18 protein-coding genes are annotated in these 22,100 nt (G+C 52.5%); all 18 read left to right on the forward strand.

Features of this window, described 5'->3' with window-relative positions:
- Positions 1-14 precede the first annotated feature (14 nt).
- The 18 genes from KW838_RS14810 to KW838_RS14895 all read left to right on the forward strand — a co-directional run bounded on the left by KW838_RS14810 (position 15) and on the right by KW838_RS14895 (position 22,000).
- On the forward strand, positions 15-2,222 hold the full coding sequence (locus tag KW838_RS14810; protein WP_240628981.1) for a bifunctional prephenate dehydrogenase/3-phosphoshikimate 1-carboxyvinyltransferase: 2,208 nt from the start codon (positions 15-17) through the stop codon (positions 2,220-2,222).
- A complete protein-coding gene (gene cmk, locus KW838_RS14815; RefSeq protein ID WP_007973641.1) occupies positions 2,219-2,908 on the forward strand; it encodes a (d)CMP kinase in 690 nt (229 codons plus the stop codon). Before KW838_RS14810 ends, cmk begins: the two co-directional genes overlap by 4 nt.
- A gap of 120 nt (positions 2,909-3,028) precedes the next feature.
- A complete protein-coding gene (rpsA, locus tag KW838_RS14820) occupies positions 3,029-4,720 on the forward strand; it encodes a 30S ribosomal protein S1 (RefSeq protein ID WP_007973639.1) in 1,692 nt (563 codons plus the stop codon).
- Positions 4,721-4,929: 209 nt separating this feature from the next.
- The gene (locus tag KW838_RS14825; protein ID WP_218501438.1) at positions 4,930-5,211 is read left to right on the forward strand and encodes a hypothetical protein; all 282 of its coding nucleotides are present in this window, start codon (positions 4,930-4,932) and stop codon (positions 5,209-5,211) included.
- Positions 5,212-5,361: 150 nt separating this feature from the next.
- Entirely contained in the window at positions 5,362-5,676 is a 315-nt protein-coding gene (gene ihfB / locus KW838_RS14830) for an integration host factor subunit beta (RefSeq protein ID WP_104448966.1), read from the forward strand.
- Positions 5,677-6,088: 412 nt separating this feature from the next.
- Positions 6,089-7,129 carry an LPS O-antigen chain length determinant protein WzzB gene (locus KW838_RS14835; protein ID WP_218501439.1) on the forward strand — a complete coding sequence of 347 codons (1,041 nt, stop codon included), beginning with the start codon at positions 6,089-6,091 and terminating at the stop codon, positions 7,127-7,129.
- Between the two features lie 468 nt (positions 7,130-7,597).
- Positions 7,598-8,875, forward strand: coding sequence for a Vi polysaccharide biosynthesis UDP-N-acetylglucosamine C-6 dehydrogenase TviB (gene tviB, locus KW838_RS14840; RefSeq protein WP_218501440.1), 1,278 nt, complete (start codon positions 7,598-7,600; stop codon positions 8,873-8,875).
- A 59-nt stretch (positions 8,876-8,934) separates the two neighbouring features.
- Positions 8,935-9,984, forward strand: a complete 1,050-nt coding sequence (locus KW838_RS14845; protein WP_218501441.1) for an NAD-dependent epimerase/dehydratase family protein — start codon at positions 8,935-8,937, stop codon at positions 9,982-9,984.
- Positions 9,985-9,989: 5 nt separating this feature from the next.
- The gene (locus KW838_RS14850; protein WP_218501442.1) at positions 9,990-11,210 is read left to right on the forward strand and encodes an oligosaccharide flippase family protein; all 1,221 of its coding nucleotides are present in this window, start codon (positions 9,990-9,992) and stop codon (positions 11,208-11,210) included.
- 142 nt (positions 11,211-11,352) lie between these two features.
- Positions 11,353-12,537 carry a hypothetical protein gene (locus tag KW838_RS14855; RefSeq protein WP_218501443.1) on the forward strand — a complete coding sequence of 395 codons (1,185 nt, stop codon included), beginning with the start codon at positions 11,353-11,355 and terminating at the stop codon, positions 12,535-12,537.
- A gap of 34 nt (positions 12,538-12,571) precedes the next feature.
- Entirely contained in the window at positions 12,572-14,497 is a 1,926-nt protein-coding gene (asnB, locus tag KW838_RS14860) for an asparagine synthase (glutamine-hydrolyzing) (protein ID WP_218501444.1), read from the forward strand.
- Between the two features lie 24 nt (positions 14,498-14,521).
- A complete protein-coding gene (locus KW838_RS14865) occupies positions 14,522-15,661 on the forward strand; it encodes a glycosyltransferase family 1 protein (protein WP_218501445.1) in 1,140 nt (379 codons plus the stop codon).
- Between the two features lie 3 nt (positions 15,662-15,664).
- Positions 15,665-16,909 (forward strand): glycosyltransferase family 4 protein, encoded by a 1,245-nt coding sequence (locus tag KW838_RS14870; RefSeq protein ID WP_218501446.1) that lies wholly within the window; start codon positions 15,665-15,667, stop codon positions 16,907-16,909.
- Complete coding sequence (locus tag KW838_RS14875) at positions 16,906-17,763, forward strand: SDR family oxidoreductase (RefSeq protein WP_218501447.1); 858 nt, start codon at positions 16,906-16,908, stop codon at positions 17,761-17,763. The genes KW838_RS14870 and KW838_RS14875 overlap by 4 nt, the downstream gene beginning before the upstream one ends.
- 33 nt (positions 17,764-17,796) lie before the next feature.
- Positions 17,797-18,807, forward strand: coding sequence for a polysaccharide biosynthesis protein (locus KW838_RS14880; RefSeq protein ID WP_015093995.1), 1,011 nt, complete (start codon positions 17,797-17,799; stop codon positions 18,805-18,807).
- The gene (wecB, locus tag KW838_RS14885; protein WP_218501448.1) at positions 18,800-19,927 is read left to right on the forward strand and encodes a non-hydrolyzing UDP-N-acetylglucosamine 2-epimerase; all 1,128 of its coding nucleotides are present in this window, start codon (positions 18,800-18,802) and stop codon (positions 19,925-19,927) included. Before KW838_RS14880 ends, wecB begins: the two co-directional genes overlap by 8 nt.
- 20 nt (positions 19,928-19,947) lie before the next feature.
- The gene (locus KW838_RS14890; RefSeq protein WP_015093997.1) at positions 19,948-20,910 is read left to right on the forward strand and encodes an SDR family oxidoreductase; all 963 of its coding nucleotides are present in this window, start codon (positions 19,948-19,950) and stop codon (positions 20,908-20,910) included.
- 64 nt (positions 20,911-20,974) lie between these two features.
- On the forward strand, positions 20,975-22,000 hold the full coding sequence (locus KW838_RS14895) for a glycosyltransferase family 4 protein (protein WP_218501449.1): 1,026 nt from the start codon (positions 20,975-20,977) through the stop codon (positions 21,998-22,000).
- Positions 22,001-22,100 lie beyond the last annotated feature (100 nt).

Raw genomic sequence — 22,100 nt, forward strand, 5'->3', positions numbered from 1 at the left:
AATCTGCTGAACCTATGATCGGTCGCCTGGTGGTGGTCGGTCTGGGGTTGATCGGCGGTTCGTTTGCCAAGGGTTTGCGCGAAAGCGGGATGTGTCGCGAAGTGGTCGGGGTCGATCTCGATCCACAATCGCGCAAGCTCGCGGTCGAGTTGGGGGTGGTGGATCGTTGCGAAGAAGACTTGGGCGTTGCTTGTCAGGGCGCCGACGTCATTCAGTTGGCGGTACCGATCCTGGCCATGGAGAAAGTGCTCGCGCGTCTGGCTGGCATGGACCTGGGGCAGGCGATCCTGACCGATGTCGGTAGCGCCAAGGGCAACGTTGTACGCGCTGCCACCGAAGCATTTGGCAAGATGCCGCCATGCTTCGTGCCGGGGCATCCGATTGCCGGTTCCGAGCAGAGTGGGGTCGAGGCCTCCAACGCCGAGCTGTTCCGTCGGCACAAGGTGATCCTGACGCCGCTGGATCAGACCGATCCGGCTGCCTTGGCAGTGGTCGACCGTTTGTGGCGCGCGCTGGGTGCCGATGTCGAGCACATGCAGGTCGAACGTCACGACGAAGTACTGGCTGCGACCAGTCATCTGCCGCACTTGCTGGCGTTCGGCCTGGTCGATTCGTTGGCCAAGCGCAATGAAAATCTTGAGATCTTCCGTTACGCTGCGGGCGGTTTCCGCGATTTCACAAGAATCGCCGGTAGCGACCCGGTCATGTGGCACGACATCTTCCTCGCCAACCGCGAAGCTGTCCTGCGCACACTCGATACATTTCGCAGCGATCTCGACGCCTTGCGCGACGCGGTCGATGCAGGGGATGGGCACCAATTGTTGGGCGTTTTCACTCGCGCCCGGGTTGCCCGCGAGCATTTCAGTAAAATCCTGGCCCGCAGGGCCTATGTGGACGCTATGAATTCCAACGATCTGATTTTCCTGGCTCAACCTGGTGGCCGCCTGTCCGGTCGGATTCGCGTACCGGGTGACAAATCGATTTCCCACCGTTCGATCATGCTCGGTTCCCTCGCTGAAGGCGTCACCGAAGTCGAAGGCTTCCTCGAGGGTGAAGATGCCCTGGCGACCTTGCAGGCGTTCCGTGACATGGGCGTGGTCATCGAAGGCCCGCACCACGGTCGCGTGACCATTCACGGCGTTGGCCTGCATGGCCTGAAGCCGGCGCCGGGCCCGATCTACCTGGGCAACTCCGGTACGTCGATGCGTCTGCTGTCCGGCCTGCTGGCCGCGCAAAACTTCGACAGCACCCTGACCGGCGACGCCTCGCTGTCCAAGCGCCCGATGAATCGCGTGGCCAATCCGCTGCGTGAAATGGGCGCGGTGATCGAGACTGCCGCCGAAGGTCGTCCACCGATGACCATCCGTGGTGGCAACAAGCTCAAGGGCCTGACCTACACCATGCCGATGGCCAGCGCCCAGGTTAAATCCTGCCTGCTGCTGGCCGGTCTGTATGCCGAGGGCAAGACCACCGTGACCGAGCCGGCTCCGACCCGCGACCATACCGAACGCATGCTGCGCGGTTTCGGCTACCCGGTGAGCGTTGACGGTGCCACGGCATCGGTTGAGTCCGGTGGCAAGCTGGCCGCGACCCATATCGAAGTGCCGGGCGACATTTCGTCGTCGGCGTTCTTCCTGGTGGCGGCATCGATCGCCGAAGGTTCGGACCTGGTGCTCGAGCATGTCGGCATCAATCCGACCCGTACCGGCGTGATCGACATCCTGCGCCTGATGGGTGCGGACATCACCCTGGAAAACCAGCGTGAAGTCGGCGGCGAGCCCGTGGCTGACCTGCGTGTACGGGCAGCTAAACTCAAAGGTATCGAGATTCCTGAAGAGCTGGTTCCATTGGCCATCGACGAATTCCCGGTACTGTTCGTGGCCGCTGCCTGTGCCGAAGGGCGCACCGTGCTGACCGGCGCCGAAGAGCTGCGGGTCAAGGAATCGGATCGTATCCAGGTCATGGCGGACGGTCTGCTGGCGCTGGGCGTCAAATGCGAACCGACCCCGGACGGCATCATCATCGACGGCGGCCAGATCGGCGGCGGTGAAGTGCACGGTCATGGTGATCACCGTATCGCCATGGCGTTCAGCGTTGCTTCGCTGCGCGCCAGTGCGCCGATCCGCATTCATGATTGCGCCAACGTTGCGACGTCGTTCCCGAACTTCCTGGCGCTGTGCGCGCAGGTCGGCATTCGTGTGGCACAAGAGGCGCAGTCGTGAACAACATTGCACCGGTCATCACCATCGATGGGCCAAGCGGTTCGGGCAAGGGCACGGTAGCCGGGATTCTCGCCAAGCGCCTGGGCTGGAACCTGCTGGATTCCGGTGCGTTGTACCGCCTGCTGGCTTTCGCCGCGCATAACCATGGTGTCGACCTGACCAACGAAGAGCTGCTGAAGAAACTTGCTGCTCATCTGGACGTGCAGTTCATCGCGGCGACGGACGGTCAGCTGCAACGCATCATTCTGGAAGGTGATGAAGTCAGCGATGTCATTCGCACCGAAAGCGTCGGTTCCGGCGCGTCCCAGGTGGCTGCGTTGCCCGCTGTGCGCGAGGCGCTGCTGCAGCGCCAGCGTGCTTTTCAGGAAGCGCCGGGCCTGGTGGCGGATGGTCGCGACATGGGAACGGTGGTTTTTCCTGATGCGCCGCTGAAGATTTTTCTGACCGCCAGTGCCGAGGAGAGGGCGCGCCGTCGATATTTGCAGTTGAAGGGCAAAGTCGAGGGTGTTAGTCTGTCGAGTCTGCTAGATGAGATACGTGCACGCGATGAGCGTGACACCCAGCGAGCGGTAGCCCCGCTCAAACCGGCGGCTGACGCCATACAGCTGGATTCCACGGAATTGTCCATCGACCAGGTGCTGGAACGCATCATGAGCGAGATCGCCATTCGCGATATCGCCGGGTGACCAAGAGGGCCGCAGGGGACCAGTCATAGTCCTGCGGTGGCTTCTTTTAAATGAAACTAACCCACACCGTCTGGGGTGTGGAGATGGGCGTTTTCTTCGCCCTCATCAACAGGAATTAAAATGAGCGAAAGCTTTGCGGAACTCTTTGAAGAAAGCCTAAAAACCCTGAACCTTCAGGCAGGCTCCATCATCACCGGTGTTATCGTTGATATCGATTACCAGGCTCGCTGGGTAACCGTTCACGCTGGCCTGAAGTCTGAAGCACTCATCCCGCTTGAGCAGTTCTACAACGACGCTGGCGAACTGAACATCAACGTCGGTGACGAAGTTCACGTTGCTCTGGACTCGGTTGAAGACGGCTTTGGCGAAACCAAGCTGTCCCGTGAAAAAGCCAAGCGCGCTGAATGCTGGATTGTTCTGGAAGCAGCCTTCGCAGCCGAAGAAGTGGTCAAGGGCGTTATCAACGGTAAGGTTAAAGGCGGCTTCACTGTCGACGTTAACGGCATCCGTGCGTTCCTGCCAGGTTCTCTGGTTGACGTCCGTCCAGTGCGCGACACCACGCACCTGGAAGGCAAAGAGCTGGAATTCAAGGTCATCAAGCTGGACCAGAAGCGCAACAACGTTGTCGTTTCCCGTCGCAGCGTCCTGGAAGCCGAGAACTCCGCCGAGCGCGAAGCTCTGCTGGAATCCCTGCAGGAAGGCCAACAAGTCAAAGGTATCGTCAAGAACCTCACCGATTACGGCGCATTCGTCGATCTGGGTGGCGTCGATGGCCTGCTGCACATTACCGACATGGCTTGGAAGCGTATCAAGCATCCTTCCGAAATCGTCAACGTTGGCGACGAGATCGATGTCAAGGTTCTGAAGTACGATCGCGAGCGCAATCGTGTTTCCCTGGGCCTGAAGCAACTGGGCGAAGATCCATGGGTTGCTATCAAAGCCCGTTACCCAGAAAGCACTCGCGTTACCGCGCGTGTAACCAACCTGACCGACTACGGCTGCTTCGCTGAGCTGGAAGAAGGCGTTGAAGGTCTGGTACACGTTTCCGAAATGGACTGGACCAACAAGAACATCCACCCTTCGAAAGTCGTACAAGTCGGCGACGAAGTGGAAGTCATGGTTCTGGACATCGACGAAGAGCGTCGTCGTATCTCCCTGGGCATCAAGCAGTGCAAATCTAACCCGTGGGAAGATTTCTCTGGCCAGTTCAACAAGGGCGATAAAATCTCCGGCACCATCAAGTCGATCACCGATTTCGGTATCTTCATTGGTCTGGACGGCGGCATCGACGGTCTGGTTCACCTGTCCGACATCTCCTGGAACGAAGTGGGCGAAGAAGCCGTACGCCGCTTCAAGAAGGGCGACGAGCTGGACACCGTTATCCTGTCGGTTGACCCAGAGCGCGAGCGCATCTCCCTGGGTATCAAGCAACTGGAAAGCGATCCGTTCTCCGAGTACGTTCAAGAGAACGACAAAGGCGCCATCGTTAAAGGCATCGTGAAGGAAGTTGACGCTAAAGGCGCCATCATCACTCTGGCCGACGATATCGAAGCGACTCTGAAAGCCTCCGAAATCAGCCGTGACCGCGTTGAAGACGCGCGCAACGTTCTGAAAGAAGGCGAAGAAGTAGAAGCCAAGATCATCAGCGTTGACCGCAAGAGCCGTGTAATCCAGCTCTCGATCAAGTCGAAAGACGTTGAAGACGAGAAAGAAGCAATCCAGAGCCTGCGCGACAAGCCAGTAGCTACTGATGCTCCTGTGGCCACCACTCTGGGTGACCTGCTGCGTGCACAAATGGAAAAGCAGAACTAAGTTCTGACTTTCTGTAAAAAAGGGCGACTTCGGTCGCCCTTTTTTTTGTCTGGAATTTGGTGGGTCGTGCCTAGCTTTGGCTGCTCGAGTCGTGAACCAAAGGCGCCGAAAAAATGTCTGATTGTTTAGTCGGATCAAGTGCTTATTTGCGGCTAGTCTTAGCCTGAGACTAATGATCGCCCATTGGGCTTTCTGGCAAAAGGACGTGAATGAACAAGCTGATTGTCGCAGTAGCAGTGCTGGCGCTAGCGGGTTGTACCACCAATGCCAAAACTCACGCGGTGCGCGGGGTGAGCGGCATTGAGGTTGATTGTTCGGGGCTCGGTTCGAAATGGGATAAATGTTACAAACGCGCGGCCAAGGAGTGCAGGGGGGCGGGCTATAAAGTGGTGGCGAGGTCTGACGATGTCAAGGAAGAGGAAGATGGCTTCCCCTTCGGCTTCAATCCCGCAGGTTTCCTGACGCGCACTATGTTGGTGATTTGCCGATGAGACAGTGATGGCTCGGAGGTCTCCCCTGTTCAGGAATCAGGCTTTCCTGAGTGGTGGGATGTATGGCAAAACTCGGGCTGTTCAAAATCATGCCGGCGTGCTAAAACCTTTGGAGCGCTGATCTAGCTGCTTGAAAAAGAAGGGAAAAATATGACGAAGTCGGAGTTGATCGAACGAATTGTCACCCATCAAGGGCTGCTCTCATCCAAGGATGTAGAGCTGGCCATCAAGACCATGCTTGAGCAAATGTCCCAATGCCTGGCTACCGGAGATCGTATCGAGATCCGGGGGTTTGGCAGCTTCTCTCTGCACTACCGCGCTCCACGGGTTGGTCGTAATCCGAAAACCGGGCAGTCTGTCAGTCTCGACGGCAAATTCGTCCCGCATTTCAAGCCGGGTAAAGAATTGCGTGATCGCGTAAATGAGGAAGAGGAGGGTTTAGGTGGCGATGAGTTGGCGAGATAAGAGTCGCATCAAGCGATTCATGATCACTGGGCTTGTCTTGTTGATATCAATTACAAGCCTGCTCTTCGTGCTGGAAAACCAGCAGCTTGTCGTTGTTTCCCTCTTCGGCTTTTCGTCACCCCAGCTACAGATCTCGATGTTCGGAGTTGCTTCGTTCCTGATGGGGATGATTTTTGGTGGAGGGGTCGTGGTGGTTCATTTCCTGAGGGGGAGGCGTGGACGATAGGCCGAGCATTGATTTTGCCTGGTGTTATTTATCTGCGCGTCCGTAGATGTAATAAAGTATTTTGCGTGAGTTTAGAAAAGGAGTGTTGTTATCTCCTCCTTTTCTGTCTGGTTTATGTTGATTCTTCTCAAGTGGTCTGGTTTTTGTGGTTGGCTTAACCGCTTAAGTGAAAAAGGCTAACAATATATGCATGTTGATTCAAAAAAAGATAATGGGCTGGAAGATTTTGAGTTTCAAAGATTTGTTCGTGCGCTTTTAAGGCAGAAACTTGTTGTTGTCGGTTTTGCTGTTTTGGGGGCTGCTCTGGCAGCGAGTTATGCTTTCCTGGCTTCTCCCGTCTATGAGGCGAGAGCTTTTGTGATGCCGCCGTCTCAGAGTGATATATCCAATTTTAACTACGGTCGAATGAAAGAGTCAGAGTTGGTTCCTTACACAGTTAAGGATGTCTATGATATTTACACTCGATATTTGCAGGCAGAGTCCCTCCGTCTAGATTTTTTTAGCAAGATTTATGTGCCGAGTTTGCCCTTGGAGGAGCAAAAAAAATCCCGGGATGTCCTGTATTCAAAGTTTTCCGAGACGTTGCGTGTAGTTCCGCCGCTCAGGGAAAACTCTGACAGGTATTCGGTTGTCGTGCAGACCGGCAATCCCGAGAAGGCCAAAGAGTGGGTTACTGAATATGTGGTTCAGGCTGGTGAATTGGCCAAGAAGGAAATGATCAAGAACGTTTCAATTGAGTCTGAGGTCCGGGCTCGTAATTTGGAGCAGCAGATAAGTTCCGCCAGAGAGAAAAGCAGCAAGGCCAGAGAAGATTCGATTGCCAGGTTGAGTGAGGCGCTGCGGATCGCCGAGTCAATCGGTTTGGAGAAGCCGCCGGCGATCACGGTGAGTCAGTCGGTCATTGCGGGTGGGGAGGCTGGTCAGCTTACGTATATGCGTGGCTCGAAAGCGCTAAGGGCGGAAATTGAAAGTTTGCAGGCGCGCGAGTCCGATGACCCTTTTACGGATAATTTGCGTGATCTTCAGGATCGATACAACTTCTTCAAGGGGCTGAAAACAGAGCCGGCGGTGGTATCCGTCTATCGGCAAGACGGGGTCGTGGAGTTGCCAGATAACCCGGTGAAGCCTAACAAGGCTCTGATCCTTGTATTGGGTGTTATTACGGGCCTGATCACTGGTATTGCTTTCGTATTGCTTCGCGGGCTGTTTGTCGTGAGGCAGGAATAGCTGAGATTGTAGGAAATCACCCAGGGAGGGGGTTTCTATCTTTGGGCCAGGAACAGGCTGCCTGCTGTTTAGTCAAAACGGCTCGGGTTCTGGTGGGGGTATTGATTCCAGTGACCTTGCTGCTGTCAATTCTGGCAGGAGTTTTTACAGGCAGAACGCGGTTTTCCGGGTTTCGCATATTTTTTCATGTGAGGGGTTGAGTCTGTGCCCGATACCATGCTATGCGGGGTTTGATCAAAGCTGGCAATTGCGTTGTGGCGGCTTGCGTTGCAGCCGTGGCTTTGAGTGTATGCAAGCGGAAAGGAGGGCGTTTGAGCTCTTCGTTGGCTTTCTGAAAATTCTTATGGCTCCCTTAGGCGCTTTCGGTATAATTTCTAATTTACGCAGCCGTGATGTTTGTTTCTAAAGCGCAGGATTTGGCGCGCTTTTTACGATCGACTTAATATTGATGAATGGCAAGGGAAAACAATGCTTAAACTCGAAGATGTGAAGTTGGCCATAGTGGGTCTCGGTTATGTGGGCTTGCCGCTGGCGGTTGAGTTTGGCAAAAAAATGCAAGTCGTCGGATTTGATATCAGCCAGCGTCGTATCGAAGCGCTCAAAGCAGGTCATGACGCTACTCTCGAAGTGTCTGATGCTGAATTGCGTTCTGCGTCGGGTTTAAGTTTTAGCTCTGTGTTGGAAGAGTTGTCCGCCTGCAATATATATATTGTTACCGTCCCAACCCCAATTGATGAGCATAAGAGACCGGACCTGACTCCTTTGGTTAAAGCCAGTGAGTCGATTGGGCGTGTTTTGAAAAAGGGCGATATCGTTATTTATGAGTCAACGGTCTATCCTGGCGCTACTGAGGAAGACTGTGTTCCAGTGCTGGAAAAAGTATCCGGGCTGAAGTTTAATGTCGATTTTTATGCAGGCTATAGCCCGGAGCGGATAAATCCTGGCGATAAAGAACATCGTGTTACTACCATCAAGAAAGTAACTGCCGGATCCACTCCAGAGGTCGCTGATCTGGTTGATGCTTTGTATAACACAATAATTGTCGCCGGAACTCATAAGGCCAAGAGTATCAAGGTTGCCGAGGCGGCAAAGGTTATTGAAAATACACAACGCGACTTGAACATTGCCCTGATCAATGAGTTGGCACTTATTTTTAATAAAATGGGTATCGATACTCAGGCGGTGCTGGAGGCAGCGGGGACGAAGTGGAACTTCTTGCCTTTCCGTCCGGGGCTGGTTGGCGGCCACTGCATTGGTGTAGATCCCTATTACTTGACTCACAAGGCACAGTCCATCGGATATCATCCGGAGATCATTTTGGCGGGTCGTCGCTTGAATGACAGCATGGGAGCCTATGTAGTATCTCAACTTGTCAAAGCGATGCTCAAACGCAAGATTCATGTTGATGGTGCTCGCGTCTTGATCATGGGGTTGACGTTCAAAGAGAACTGCCCGGACCTGCGTAACACTAAAATCATCGATATTGTGAATGAACTTGCTGAATTCAATATTGTTGTTGATGTTTATGATCCGTGGGTAGATGCGGCGGAAGCAATGCACGAGTACTCAATCACTCCTATCGGGCAACCACAGGTTGATTCTTACGACGGTATCATCCTGGCTGTCGCACACAATGAGTTCTCTGCGATGGGGGCTGAACAGATTCGCAGCCTGGGTAAAGCAGAGCACGTTCTCTACGATCTCAAGTACCTGCTGGATGCCTCTCAATCAGATCTGCGTCTCTGAATATCAGGGTCTGTAAAGACCCTGATTCGTTACCGCCGGAAAAACAAGTCGAGAATCAAATGATCCGTTTCGAAGAAGTTAAAGCTGAAATTCAACAATCCCCAAAGGTTTGGCTGGTTACGGGGGTGGCCGGATTTATTGGCTCCAATTTATTGGAGACACTGCTGCAATTAGATCAGCGGGTTGTAGGTCTCGATAACTTTGCAACAGGGCACCAGCGTAATCTCGATGAAGTGCAATCAGTAGTGAGTCCTGAGCAATGGGCGCGCTTCGTGCTGGTAAAAGGTGATATCAGAAATATTGACGATTGCAGAACTGCAATGACTTTCCCGGCAGCCACCGATATTCCGGTGGATTACGTTTTGCACCAGGCAGCATTAGGCTCTGTTCCGCGTTCCATCAATGATCCTGTTACAACGAACAGTACCAATATCGACGGTTTTCTGAATATGTTGGTTGCGGCGAAAGATGCGAAGGTAAAAAGTTTTACTTATGCCGCGTCGAGTTCTACTTATGGTGATCACCCTGGACTTCCAAAGGTTGAAGGTGTGATTGGCAAGCCGCTGTCCCCTTATGCGGTCACAAAGTATGTAAACGAACTGTATGCTGAGGTTTTTTCCAGTACATACGGGTTCAATACCATCGGGCTTCGCTATTTTAACGTCTTTGGCAAGCGTCAGGACCCGAATGGCGCCTATGCAGCCGTGATTCCTAAGTGGACGGCGGCCATGATCAATAACGAGGAGGTTTTCGTCAATGGTGATGGTGAAACAAGTCGGGATTTCTGCTTCGTAGAAAACGCAGTTCAAGCCAATATACTGGCTGCTTGTGCCAGTCCTGAAGCAAAGAATAATGTTTACAACGTCGCCGTTGGTGACAGGACAACATTGAATCAGGTTTTTTCCTGCATCAAGGACGCTTTGGCTCGCGTTGATGTCAAGTCTACATCGGATATGGTCTATCGGGATTTCCGGGCTGGCGATGTAAGGCACTCGCAGGCGAATATTGATAAGGCTAAGAGTTTGTTGGGCTATGAGCCGCTTTTCACTGTTGGTGAGGGTATGCTGAAAGCAGCAAGTTGGTATGTCTCGTTCTTTGCAAGAAGTTAAGGCTAGTGATTAAAGAGATCTGTGCAATCACTGTCCTTGCAAACAAACTTTGTATGTTTGTATTGTTGTTCAGTTTGGCACGAATTTTAGGCGTCGAACTATACGGTGTATTCTCTTACCATTACGCGATAGTCACTGGCATCGCAACGGTGGTCGGAGAGTGCTTGAGCGTGGCGTTGAGTCGTTATGCGGTCCTGAATCCCGAGGAAGTAAATTACAAGACTTCCTTGGGTCTCATGTCATGGGGCGGCATCATTGTAGGTGCCCTCTGTGTCATCGTGTTTTTGCTTTTTCCGGCGCCTGCTTCCTCTTACGAAATGAATCCTGGTTACTTGCTGATCGGAGCTTTTTTTCTAGGTTTCGCTTGTGTTTGCAATTTGACTATAACCGGGTTGATGTTCTCCCTTAACACCTCGGGAAAATGGGCTGCTGCGCTGGCGGCCCATGGTCTTCTTGGATTGCTGCTGGTCGTTTCCATTGCGAAAATAGCAGGGCAAATAGAGGGGGTCATTCTTACCTTCGCGATCTGTACGCTAATCGCGCCTGCATATGGATTTTTTACAATAAAGAAAAACCGGTTCAGTGATGACAAGGGGGAACGAGCGTCATCCTTTTTTCGACAAATGGTGGCATTGCTTTCGCGCTCAGGGGCTCCGACTATCGCCGGTAGTATGCTTCTCGGGGCGCCTGTTCATATTGTTTGTTTGATGATATTTGCCAACTCGAGCTTGAATGTCTCGGAGATTGGCTATTTTAATCTGTTTTTTCTTTTTTATATTCTGGTCACTGTGCTGCCAAGCTCGCTGACTTCCTATGCCATTGTAAAGCTGGCAGGGCACGGGAAAAGTGCCAGTAAGCTGTACTTGATGCTCGGGCTATCAATTTCAATTTGTTTGCCTGTGTTCCTGGTCTTGTCGCAGAGCTACTGGCTGTGCCTGCTCGGTAGTAGCTTTTGCAGCAAGAATGATCTGCTGGCTTACGCAGTATTGGCGGGTGGCATAGGGCTTACGACTACAATCGTCACTCAAATATTGCATAGTAAAAACATGACCAGGATTGTTTTTCTTGGTAGCTGTGTTTATGCGTTTGTTTATTTATCGCTGACAGTAGTGGCAGGGTTAAAAGGCGATATGTTGGCAGTCGATCTTTTCAGATCCTTTGTTTTTGCGCTGGCAGCTCAAATTGCCGTGCTTGCGGTCCTGGGTGGCCGTAAGTTGGTGCAGTGATGAATATGTTGAATATGTGCGTTGGTGACACAAGGTGCATGGCTGAAAGTAATATTGGGGCCAGTATTGAGTCTGGTTTACGGTTCAGTTGCTTTGTTTTTGTTGGTCAAGGTTAATGGTTATATTACTGGTTTCGACGTGCTTGCTGGTATTGCTCACGCAATGCGTTTTGTGCCTGATATCAAAAAAGTATCTCGTTGCGTTGTACGCTGTTTGCTATTCGGTACCTTTTTTGGGTCTTGTCAGTTGCTTGTGGGGCGAAACTATTACACTTTGGCCTATTGGAGACTATGCCTTTTATCTGGATGACTTATTAGTATTCCGACTTTCACTGGTCTGGTTTCTTGGTGTTTCTGGTGGACTCGTTGGTTATCTATTGTCATTGCTGGTGCCGCCCAGAAGTTTGCACGCAGAGCGAAAAACGTTTTTTTCTGCGTTGGACTTCAAGTTGGCAGGTTTCATTTTCCTTGCGCTGTCCGTCTTCTTTATCAGCTTCAGGCTTGTGAACGCGAACGCGTTGCTTGAAATGTTCGCGGGTATCGAGTCAGTAGTGGTTTTTTCCATCATTGCGATCATTGCCTTGGCATTTTCCTACCCGTCCCGATTGATGTTTTTTGTGTCTGCGGCTCTGGTGGTTTCTTATTGTGTTGCCAATGCAATGACGGGGGATCGTGATTTTGTTGTCCTGGTTGTCGCTTCGATTTTGGGTTTGTTGTTTCGCTACAATCAATTAATCAAGCTTAAAGCTCTGTTCTCCGTTGCTGTATTCATGGCTCTTCTGCTCGTCAGCGGTGTTGTTGTTTCAATGAGCCGAATGGATGTGGACTTAACGTCGGATAACATTACACAGTATTTATTGTTCAACTCCTGGAATGCGATAATTTTACCGCTTGTTCAGCAGTTAACCAATTTCTGGGATGGGGAGCACCTGCGTTACGGCCAGACCTATCTCGATATGTTTCTTTCGTTGGCACCGTCACCTTTCTATTCGGCTTTGGGTATGGAAAAACCCATTATGGTGGATAATCCTGCCCTCTGGTATTACATTACCGGGCTCGGTGGGATCCACGTTGCCGGCGTGGCTTTTGAGAATTTCGGACTGTTTGGTGTTTTCCTCAATGGATTCATCAGTGTCTGCTTCTTGCGGTTGATCGACTCGCGCTGCCGCGAGGATGATTTTTTGCGAATTTTCTTGTACATGCTGTGTGCTGCATCAGTTATGCACTGGGTTTGGTACGGCGAAATATACTTGCTGAACTCATTGGTTTTTTATGTGATGGCATTAGGATTATTCTTCACGATGAAACTCGTTCGGGTTTTGAAGTGAGTTTTAATATTTTCATTGGATTGAGAGAGTAGGTATGTGCGGAATTGCGGGAGTTGTCGGGTGGAAGCTGGATCAGCAAGGCGCCGTTGCCGTTGGCAAGATGGTGGATGCGCTGATACATCGTGGGCCCGACGATGGAGCAGTTTGGTCAGATGCCGATAGTGGAGTGTCGCTGGGACACCGACGGCTTTCGATCCTGGAACTCTCGGTGCACGGAAGTCAGCCGATGGTTTCCGATGATGAGCGGTATGTTATTGTTTTCAATGGTGAAATCTACAATTTTAATGAGTTGCGCGAGAAGTTGATTGCGTCAGGTCTGACGCGTGTCTGGCGCGGGCACTCTGATACAGAAGTGTTGCTGGCAGCGCTCGGTGCGTGGGGGGTACAAAAAACCCTTGAAAACCTGGTGGGCATGTTTGCCTTTGCGGTTTGGGATAAAGTTTCCAGAACGATTACATTGGCACGAGACAGAATGGGAGAGAAACCACTTTACTACGGTATTGTGGGCGACCGTTTTGTCTTCTCCTCCGAGTTGAAAGCAATCAAGGCTGCATTTGGTAGCGATCTGCGAATTGATCGTCATGCGCTAGCCAAGTTCGTTAGGTATGGTTATGTTCCGGCTCCGGAATCCATCTATGAAGGCATTAAAAAATTGGAGCCGGCACACTATTTGAATGTCGGCTCGTTTTCTAGTGCGCTGGAACCCGTTTCCTACTGGTCGCTGCCGCCGGCTGGCGAGTTAAAACACGAACTTTCGCAGGCCAGCGATCAGGAAGTTGTGGATGTTGTCGGTCAAAGATTGTCTGCTGCAGTAAAGTCGCAAATGATTGCCGATGTTCCACTTGGTGCGTTTTTGTCAGGCGGTGTCGATTCAAGTTTGATCGTGTCGTTGATGCAGTCACAAAGTTCTACCAGTATCAACACTTACACGATCGGGTTTAATGAACCTGAGTTTGATGAAGCGCCTTACGCCAAAGCGATTGCCAAGCACCTGGGGACTAACCACACCGAGTTTTACCTGAGTGCCGATGATGCTGTTTCAATAATTCCGCACCTGCCGGAAATATACGACGAACCTTTTGCTGACTCCTCTCAAATACCTACAATCCTGGTCTCCAGGATGACAAAACAGCATGTGTCCGTAGCCCTGTCCGGTGATGGTGGTGATGAGCTTTTTGCCGGATATCCCCGTTATCAGATTACGGCAGGGCTATGGGCGCGCATAAAGAAGCTGCCTTTGCCTGCACGCCAGGTCATGGCTTATTCACTTCGTTCGCTTTCGTCCAAAGGTTGGGACAACGTCTGTTCGATTTTGCCGGGTAGCCTTCGAACCAAAGTCAATGGTCGACGTATCTACAGAATGTCCGAACTGTTGGGTTCTGAAAACCTGGCGCAGATGTATACCGGTTTGATGTCTCAGTGGCAGTCGACCGACAATGTGGTGCTGGGTGTCGACGCTCAACGGCAAGACGTAGTTTCCTGGGAGTCGGCAGTGGATTACGTCGAGGAAATGCGTCGTTGGGACGTCTCTCAGTATTTGCCTGACGATTTGCTGGTTAAAGTGGATCGTGGTGCGATGAGCGCAAGCCTGGAAACCCGCGCTCCCTTGCTTGATCATCGGGTTGCGGAACTCGCGTTTTCCCTGTCGTCAGACCAACTGATAAAAAATGGTGTGGGGAAGTGGCCGCTTCGCGAGCTTCTTAAGCGATATGTTCCTACTTCATTTTTTGACAGGCCGAAGGCGGGATTCTCTATTCCATTGGCGCAATGGTTGCGTGGGCCGCTGAAAGAGTGGGCAGAGGAACTGTTAACGGAGGAACGGCTCAAGAGAGAGGGCTACTTCGATTCTCAGAAAATTCGCTCGGCATGGCTCCAACATCAGAACGGAACGTACGATCGTAGTCTTCATTTGTGGAATATTCTAATGTTCCAATCCTGGCTCGATAAAAATAGCCACTAATCCAGATTGAGCAAAAGGTTTTCCATGAAGATAGTTTTCAATGCACTCTCTGCCCGTCTTGGTGGAGGTCAGACATATCTGATTAATCTTTTTCAGTTCGTACCTGACAATACGGATCTTGAGATTCTGGTTTTCGCCCCGGCGTCACTCAAGCTGCCTGATCACCCGAGGATCAAGCGGATCGAACCAGCCTGGCCCACTGAAAACCCGATTGTGAGAGCCGTGTGGGAGCGGTGGGTGCTGCCAGGTATTTTGAAGGCTGAGAAAGCTGACGTTCTGTTTTGTCCCGGTGGCGTAGTGGGCACTTCTGCTCCAGCAGACTGCAAAGTTGCGACTATGTTTCGGAATATGATTCCATTTGATTTGCGAGTACGCAAAAGCATTCCACTTGGATTGCAGCGTCTGCGAAATTGGTTGTTGAATCGTATTATGCTCAAGAGCATGCGCGAAGCGGATCTGACGATATTCATCTCAAATTACGCGCGAAGTGTCATTGAGTCGCTGACCAATATCAAGAATCCAGTTACGATTCCTCACGGAATCGGCTCGGTATTCAGGACACATGGCGATTCTGCCGTTCTTCGGCCGGACTTTTTACCCGCTGGAGAATATGTTTTATACGTGTCGCGATTTGATGTTTACAAACATCATTATGAAGTAGTTAGCGCTTATGCGGAGCTGCCAAAGGAACTTCGTGAAAAATTTCCATTGGTTCTTGTGGGTGAAACAAACCTGCCGGAGGCCGATCGGGTCAAGTCTCTCATTGCAACGCTAGGCCTTGAAGGCCAAGTGCTTTTATTGGGCGCTATTCCCTATCACACGCTTCCTCCACTTTATCATCACGCCTATCTGAATCTCTTTGCCTCGTCGTGCGAGAACTGCCCTAATATTCTTCTCGAAGCGCTGGCTTCCGGAAGGCCGATGATTTGCTCCAACGTAATGCCGATGCCGGAATTTGGAGCAGATGCAGCACTGTATTTTTCTCCGTTTGATTCAAAGGATATAAAAAACGTGCTGTCTGAGGCACTGACAAGCCCTGATACTTTGAAGGCGTTGTCCGTTGCGGCGGTGACGCAGAGCGATAAGTTTGACTGGGAAAAAACCTCAAGAAAAACATGGTCCGAGTTGCTGGCGTTGGCCGTGAGCCCTAAAAAAGGTGTTTGATAAATGAAGGTTCTTGTGGTGTCGCAATACTTTTGGCCAGAGTCTTTTATTATCAATGACCTGGTTAAAACTTTATCTGCCCAGGGCCACGTTGTAAAAATTCTTACCGGAAAGCCAAACTACCCGGATGGAGTAGTCTTTAACGGCTACAGTGCCTCCGGGGCTCAGGAAGAAAAGTTCGAGTCCTCTGTCAGTGTTTTCCGTGCACCGCTCAGACCTCGTGGTACTTCTGGTGCAAAAAACCTCGTATTGAACTATTTGTCATTTATCTTGAATGGCTTGAAGCACTACCCACGCGCAGTGAAAGGGGAGGCCTATGATGCGATTTTTGTATTTGCGCCATCTCCCATTACGTCGGTTATTCCGGCGATTTACTTGAAGTGGAAACTCAAAAGCCATCTGGTTGTATGGGTTCAAGATCTCTGGCCAGAGAGCTTGAGTGCGACCGGGTTCATCAAGAACAAGGCAATATTGCGCGTTGTGGGCTGGCTGGTGAAAGGTATTTACGCCTTCGTCGATACGCTGCTTGTTCAATCGAGGGCGTTTCGAGACCCGGTCGCCCGTTATGCCAATCCTGGCAAGGTCGTGTATTACCCCAACTCCTATCAGGACGTGCCGCCGAGTGTAGAAGAGACCCGGATTCCCGCGCCTTTGCTCGCGGAGCTCGACAATCATTTCTGTCTTGTTTTTGCCGGAAACCTGGGGACCGCGCAGTCGGTCGAGACCCTCGTTGAGGTAGCTGACAAGCTTCGCCATTTGTCGCAGGTCAGGATTGTACTGGTCGGTAGCGGCAGCATGCTGAGCTGGATCGAAAGCCAGAAGAAATCCCGCGGTTTGGACAACCTTATTCTTGCCGGACGCTTTGCGGCCACTGAAATGCCGCATTTTTTCAGCCGTGCGCAGGGATTGTTGGTGACGTTGAAGCAGGATGAGGCGTTCTCCTATACCATCCCCAGTAAAGTCCAGGCTTACTTGGCAGCGGGGAGGCCGATTATCGCCGCGCTGGATGGCGAGGGTGCGCGTGTCATTCTGGAGGCGGGAGCCGGTTTGACCACTGCGGCGCAGGACGCCGAAGGTATGGCCAACTGCATTGAGCAACTTTTCCGCATGACTTCGGATGAGCGGGAATCGTTGGGGCAGGCGGGTCGGGCGTACTACCTCGAGCATTTCGAGATGGAGCGGCAAAGCCAGCGTTTGGTCGAAATCCTCAGTAGCAGGATCAATGAATTAAAAGGTATCTCAAAATGAAAGTTCTCGTGTTAGGGGTCACCGGAATGCTGGGTAGCACAGTGTTCAGGCAATTCCATGGAAACCCGCACTTCGAGGTGTGGGGCACTTTGCGCAATCCGGGTGGCGCAAAATACTTTTCTGAGGACATGCACAGTTCGTTGATCAGTAATGTCGACGTGCTTGATCAGGACTCACTGGTCTCGGTTCTGGCACGGGTCAAGCCGGATGTCGTCGTCAACTGCGTCGGGCTGATCAAGCAATTGGCCGATGCCAAGGACCCACTTTCTGCGCTCCCTATCAATGCCATGTTGCCGCATCGCATTGCCAAATTGTGCGCGTTGTCCGGTTCTCGCCTGATTCATATCAGCACCGATTGCGTGTTTTCCGGTCGTAAAGGCATGTACACCGAGGAAGATATCTCCGATGCGGAGGATCTCTATGGAAAGTCCAAGTACATCGGCGAGCTTCACACGGACCTGAATGCCGTCACGCTGCGGACCTCCATCATCGGTCATGAACTGGGGAGCCAGTACTCGCTGGTGGACTGGTTCCTGTCCCAGAACGGGCCGGTCAAGGGCTATGAGAAGGCCATTTTCTCGGGGCTGCCTACCGTTGAGCTGGCACGTGTCATTCGCGACTATGTGATTCCGAATCCACAGCTTCACGGCCTGTATCATGTTTCGGTGGCACCGATTGACAAGTTGTCTCTTCTGAAGCTGGTAGCGGAAGTTTACGAAAAGGAAATCGATATCATCGCGGACAGTCAAGTTGCTATAGATCGCTCGCTGAACTCCTCGAGGTTTCAGGCGGCTACCGGTTACGTTCCACCGTCGTGGTTGGAATTGGTTAAGTCGATGCGCGCGTTGCGTTGATCATTAAATTCAATCAGGTTTGGGAAGGTAGTTATGTTCGATAATAAAGTTTTGATGATCACGGGCGGTACGGGCTCGTTTGGCCATACGGTGTTGAAGCGTTTCCTGGATACCGATGTAAAAGAGATTCGCGTATTCAGCCGTGACGAGAAGAAGCAGGAAGATATGCGTATTGCCTTGTCTAATGACAAGGTGAAGTTCTACATCGGTGACGTGCGTGATCGCGACAGCCTGGACCAGGCGATGGTGGGGGTGGATTACATTTTCCACGCCGCCGCCCTGAAACAGGTGCCTTCCTGCGAGTTTTACCCGATGGAAGCCGTGCGTACCAACGTCATGGGTACCGAGAACGTGTTGAATGCGGCCATTGCTTCGGGCGTGCAACGCGTTGTCGTACTCAGTACCGACAAGGCGGTATACCCGATCAATGCCATGGGTATTTCCAAGGCCATGGCTGAAAAGCTGATGGTTGCCAAATCGCGGATGATTCCGGCGACAGGCCCGGTGATTTGCGCAACCCGCTACGGTAACGTCATGGCATCGCGCGGTTCGGTGATCCCGTTGTTCATCAATCAACTGCAGAGTGGCGAGCCGCTGACCGTCACTGACCCGAACATGACACGTTTCCTGATGTCGCTCGAGGATTCCGTTGACCTGGTCCTGCACGCGTTCGAGCATGCCGAGCAAGGTGATATTTTCGTTCAGAAAGCACCAGCCTCGACAGTGGCGGACCTGGCCCAGGCACTCAAGGAACTGTTTGTTCGCGACAATGCCGTCAAGGTCATTGGTACTCGCCACGGCGAAAAACTCTACGAGTCGCTGATCTCCCGAGAAGAAATGGCCAAGGCCGAAGACATGGGGCGCTACTACCGTATCCCTTCGGACAATCGCGACCTTAACTACAAGAAGTTTTTTGTCGAGGGCGAGCAGGAAATTTCCGATCTTGACGACTACACCTCCCACAACACCGAGCGTCTCGATGTAGAAGGCGTGAAGAAAGTTCTGTTGAATCTGGAATACATTCAGGAGCAACTTGATGCTTAAGGTCATGACGCTGGTCGGGACGCGACCAGAACTTATCAAGATGAGCCGCGTTATTGCCGAGCTTGATAAGCAGGTTAATCATGTGTTGGTTCACTCGGGTCAAAATTACGACTTCGAATTGAATCAGGTCTTTTTCGATGATCTCGAAATTCGCAAGCCTGATTACTTCCTGGGTGCTGCCGGCGAAACCGCGGCCAAGACCATCGCCGAAGTCATTTCCAAGGCGGACGAAGTATTCGAGGCCGAAAAGCCTGATGCGCTTCTGCTCTACGGCGATACCAATACCTGTCTGGCCGTCATTGCCGCCAAGCGCCGCAAGATACCGGTGTTCCATATGGAAGCCGGCAACCGCTGTTTTGACCAGCGCGTCCCTGAAGAGTTGAACCGCAAGGTGCTCGATCACCTCAGCGACATCAATATGGTCCTGACCGAGCATGCCCGGCGTTACCTGATCGCTGAAGGCATTCGTCCAGAAACCATCATCAAGACCGGCTCGCATATGGAGGAGGTGCTCGACTACTACATGCCGAAAATCCTCACTTCCGACGTGCTGGCGCGAGAAGGCCTGGAGCAGGACAAGTTCTTCATCATCAGTGCTCACCGTGAGGAAAACGTCGATACGCCGGAAAACCTTCGCGACTTGCTCAAAACGCTGCGCGCCCTGGCCGACAAATACCAGTACCCTATTATCGTTTCCACGCATCCTCGTACGCGCAAACGTCTGGAAGCGATAGGCGAATCGCTGGACCACCCCCTGATTCGCTTCTCGAAGCCATTTGGTCTGCTCGACTACATCAAGTTGCAGATGTCGGCGTTCTGCGTGCTGTCCGATAGCGGCACCATCACCGAAGAAGCCTCTCTTCTGAATCTGCCCGCCATTACCATTCGTAATGCGCACGAGCGTCCGGAAGGGATGGATGAGGGCACTCTCATCATGAGCGGCCTGAAAGTGGAGGGCGTTCTGGACGCCGTGCGTGTGGTAACCAGCCAACATGATCGTAGTCAGCGCGTTATCCCGGTCGTCAGGGATTACCAGGCAGGTCCTGTGTCGAAGCAGGTCGTTCGGGTCGTGCTGAGTTACACCGACTACATCAATCGTACTGTCTGGTCGAAATCCTGAGCGTCGTCGAGGTTTGAAAAATGCGTGTTTTATTGACAGGTGCTACGGGTTTCGTTGGTCGCGCAGTATTGGGTCGCTTGGCGGCCTCTGACGATCTGGAACCGGTGGCAGCCATTCGTGGGCACGCCCTGCCTGACTGTCCGTCGCGCGTTATTACCGTTCGAACCGCCGGGCTCAGTGCTGATACCGATTGGTCTCAGGCGCTGGATCAAGTGGAGGTTGTCATTCATGGCGCGGCTCGCGTTCACGTCATGAATGACACCGAATCCGATCCGCTGGAGGCGTTTCGCAAGGTGAATGTCGAGGGCACGCTAAGCCTCGCTCGGCAGGCAGCCTCGTCGGGTGTTCGGCGCTTTGTGTTCATCAGTTCGATCAAGGTGAATGGCGAAGGTACGCCGCTCAATCAGCCTTACTTCGCCGACGCCACGCCCGCACCTGGTGATCCGTACGGCGTTTCGAAAATGGAGGCCGAGCAAGGGCTGCGTGAAATTGCGAGCACTTGCGGGATGGAGGTGGTGATCATCCGTCCGGTGCTGGTTTACGGCCCGGGCGTGAGAGCCAACTTCCTGAACATGATGCGTTGGCTGGACAAGGGAATACCCTTACCGTTCGGGGCTATCCATAATCGACGCAGCCTGGTCGCGCTGGAAAATCTTGCGGACCTGATCGTGACCTGCATCCGTCACCCGGCCGCCGCCAATCAGACCTTCCTCGTCAGCGACGGGGAGGATCTGTCAACGACACAATTGTTGACGCGGATGGCAAAGGCATTGGGTAAACCTGCCCGCCTGTTGCCTGTGCCAAGCGTGTTGCTTGAACGAGGGGCGCAGCTTCTCGGCAAGAAGGCTTTGTCGCAGCGTCTGTGCGGTTCGTTGCAAGTCGATATCAGCAAAACTCGAGAGTTGCTGGGCTGGATTCCGCCGGTCAGCGTCGATGAGGCGCTAGTCTCGGCTGCCAACTACTACAAGGAAAGGCAGCGCTAAGCTGGCTTATGACAATGCCGCTTCAATTGCAGAATTGATTGTGGCTGTTTCAGGAAGTTGACCTTTGAACACGATATGGTTGTTGGCGTTGGTGGTGGGTGTTTCATTCTTGGGCACCGGTGCATTGCGCAAATACGCGCTGGCACGCAGCTTGATTGATATTCCTAATGCACGTAGCTCACATTCGGTCCCGACCCCCCGGGGTGGTGGTGTGGCTATTGTCCTGAGCTTTCTGATCGCCTTGCCAGTCCTGGCCTGGACAGATGCGCTCGCCTGGCCGATGGCGCTGGCTCTGCTTGGGGCCGGCGGCTGGATCGCGATCATCGGGTTTCTCGACGATCATGGGCATATTGCCGCGCGTTGGCGGCTGCTTGCGCATTTCGCGGGTGCCATCTGGGCATTGATCTGGATTGGCGGGATGGCGCCGATCAACCTGTTCGGCTACGAGTTCAGTCTCGGCTGGTTCGGATATGTCATCGGTGCGTTCTATCTGGTCTGGATGCTCAACCTCTACAACTTCATGGATGGCATTGATGGCCTGGCCAGCGTCGAGGCGATTTGTGCCTGTGTCGGTGCTTGCCTGGTCTACTGGATCGCAGGCCACACCAGCCTTGCGATTGCTCCGCTGGTGCTGGCGATGGCGGTATCGGGTTTCCTGGCCTGGAATTTCCCGCCAGCGAAGATTTTCATGGGCGATGCCGGCAGTGGTTTTCTTGGCATCGTGCTGGCGGTGATGTCGCTCTATGCCGCATGGACGAATCCACTGTTTCTCTGGGCCTGGCTCATTTTGTTGGGCGTCTTTATTGTTGATGCCACCTTTACCCTCATTCGTCGGCTGTTGCGTGGGGATAAGGTTTATGAGGCCCATCGCAGCCATGGATACCAGTATGCTTCGCGGAAATATGGCAGCCATCGGGCGGTCACGCTGACAATTGCTGCGATCAATTTGTTGTGGTTAGTGCCAGTGGCTATATTGGTCGTCATGCAATATATCGATGGCGTGGCAGGCGTGGTCCTGGCCTACGTGCCTCTGGTGTTGCTGGCTTTCAAGTTTCACGCGGGCGAGTTGGAAATCGCTGGCAAGGCGTGATGAACGCATTGGTTTTTGAGTATTGCTTTGTCGGTAAGTGAGTTACCGAAAGCTGCAGTTGCTGTATCAATGCTAGGAGCTTCGACAGGTGTTTAGAGGG

It is taken from the genome of Pseudomonas sp. PDM27 (genome assembly GCF_019219205.1).
GTDB classification, from domain to species: domain Bacteria; phylum Pseudomonadota; class Gammaproteobacteria; order Pseudomonadales; family Pseudomonadaceae; genus Aquipseudomonas; species Aquipseudomonas laurylsulfatiphila.

Coding starts and splice junctions, on each gene's coding strand:
- KW838_RS14810 (WP_240628981.1), top strand. CDS start 15: ATGATCGGTCGCCTGGTGGTGGTCGGTCTGGGGTTGATCGGCGGTTCG.
- rpsA (WP_007973639.1), top strand. CDS start 3,029: ATGAGCGAAAGCTTTGCGGAACTCTTTGAAGAAAGCCTAAAAACCCTG.
- KW838_RS14825 (WP_218501438.1), top strand. CDS start 4,930: ATGAACAAGCTGATTGTCGCAGTAGCAGTGCTGGCGCTAGCGGGTTGT.
- ihfB (WP_104448966.1), top strand. CDS start 5,362: ATGACGAAGTCGGAGTTGATCGAACGAATTGTCACCCATCAAGGGCTG.
- KW838_RS14835 (WP_218501439.1), top strand. CDS start 6,089: ATGCATGTTGATTCAAAAAAAGATAATGGGCTGGAAGATTTTGAGTTT.
- tviB (WP_218501440.1), top strand. CDS start 7,598: ATGCTTAAACTCGAAGATGTGAAGTTGGCCATAGTGGGTCTCGGTTAT.
- KW838_RS14845 (WP_218501441.1), top strand. CDS start 8,935: ATGATCCGTTTCGAAGAAGTTAAAGCTGAAATTCAACAATCCCCAAAG.
- asnB (WP_218501444.1), top strand. CDS start 12,572: ATGTGCGGAATTGCGGGAGTTGTCGGGTGGAAGCTGGATCAGCAAGGC.
- KW838_RS14865 (WP_218501445.1), top strand. CDS start 14,522: ATGAAGATAGTTTTCAATGCACTCTCTGCCCGTCTTGGTGGAGGTCAG.
- KW838_RS14870 (WP_218501446.1), top strand. CDS start 15,665: ATGAAGGTTCTTGTGGTGTCGCAATACTTTTGGCCAGAGTCTTTTATT.
- KW838_RS14875 (WP_218501447.1), top strand. CDS start 16,906: ATGAAAGTTCTCGTGTTAGGGGTCACCGGAATGCTGGGTAGCACAGTG.
- KW838_RS14880 (WP_015093995.1), top strand. CDS start 17,797: ATGTTCGATAATAAAGTTTTGATGATCACGGGCGGTACGGGCTCGTTT.
- wecB (WP_218501448.1), top strand. CDS start 18,800: ATGCTTAAGGTCATGACGCTGGTCGGGACGCGACCAGAACTTATCAAG.
- KW838_RS14890 (WP_015093997.1), top strand. CDS start 19,948: ATGCGTGTTTTATTGACAGGTGCTACGGGTTTCGTTGGTCGCGCAGTA.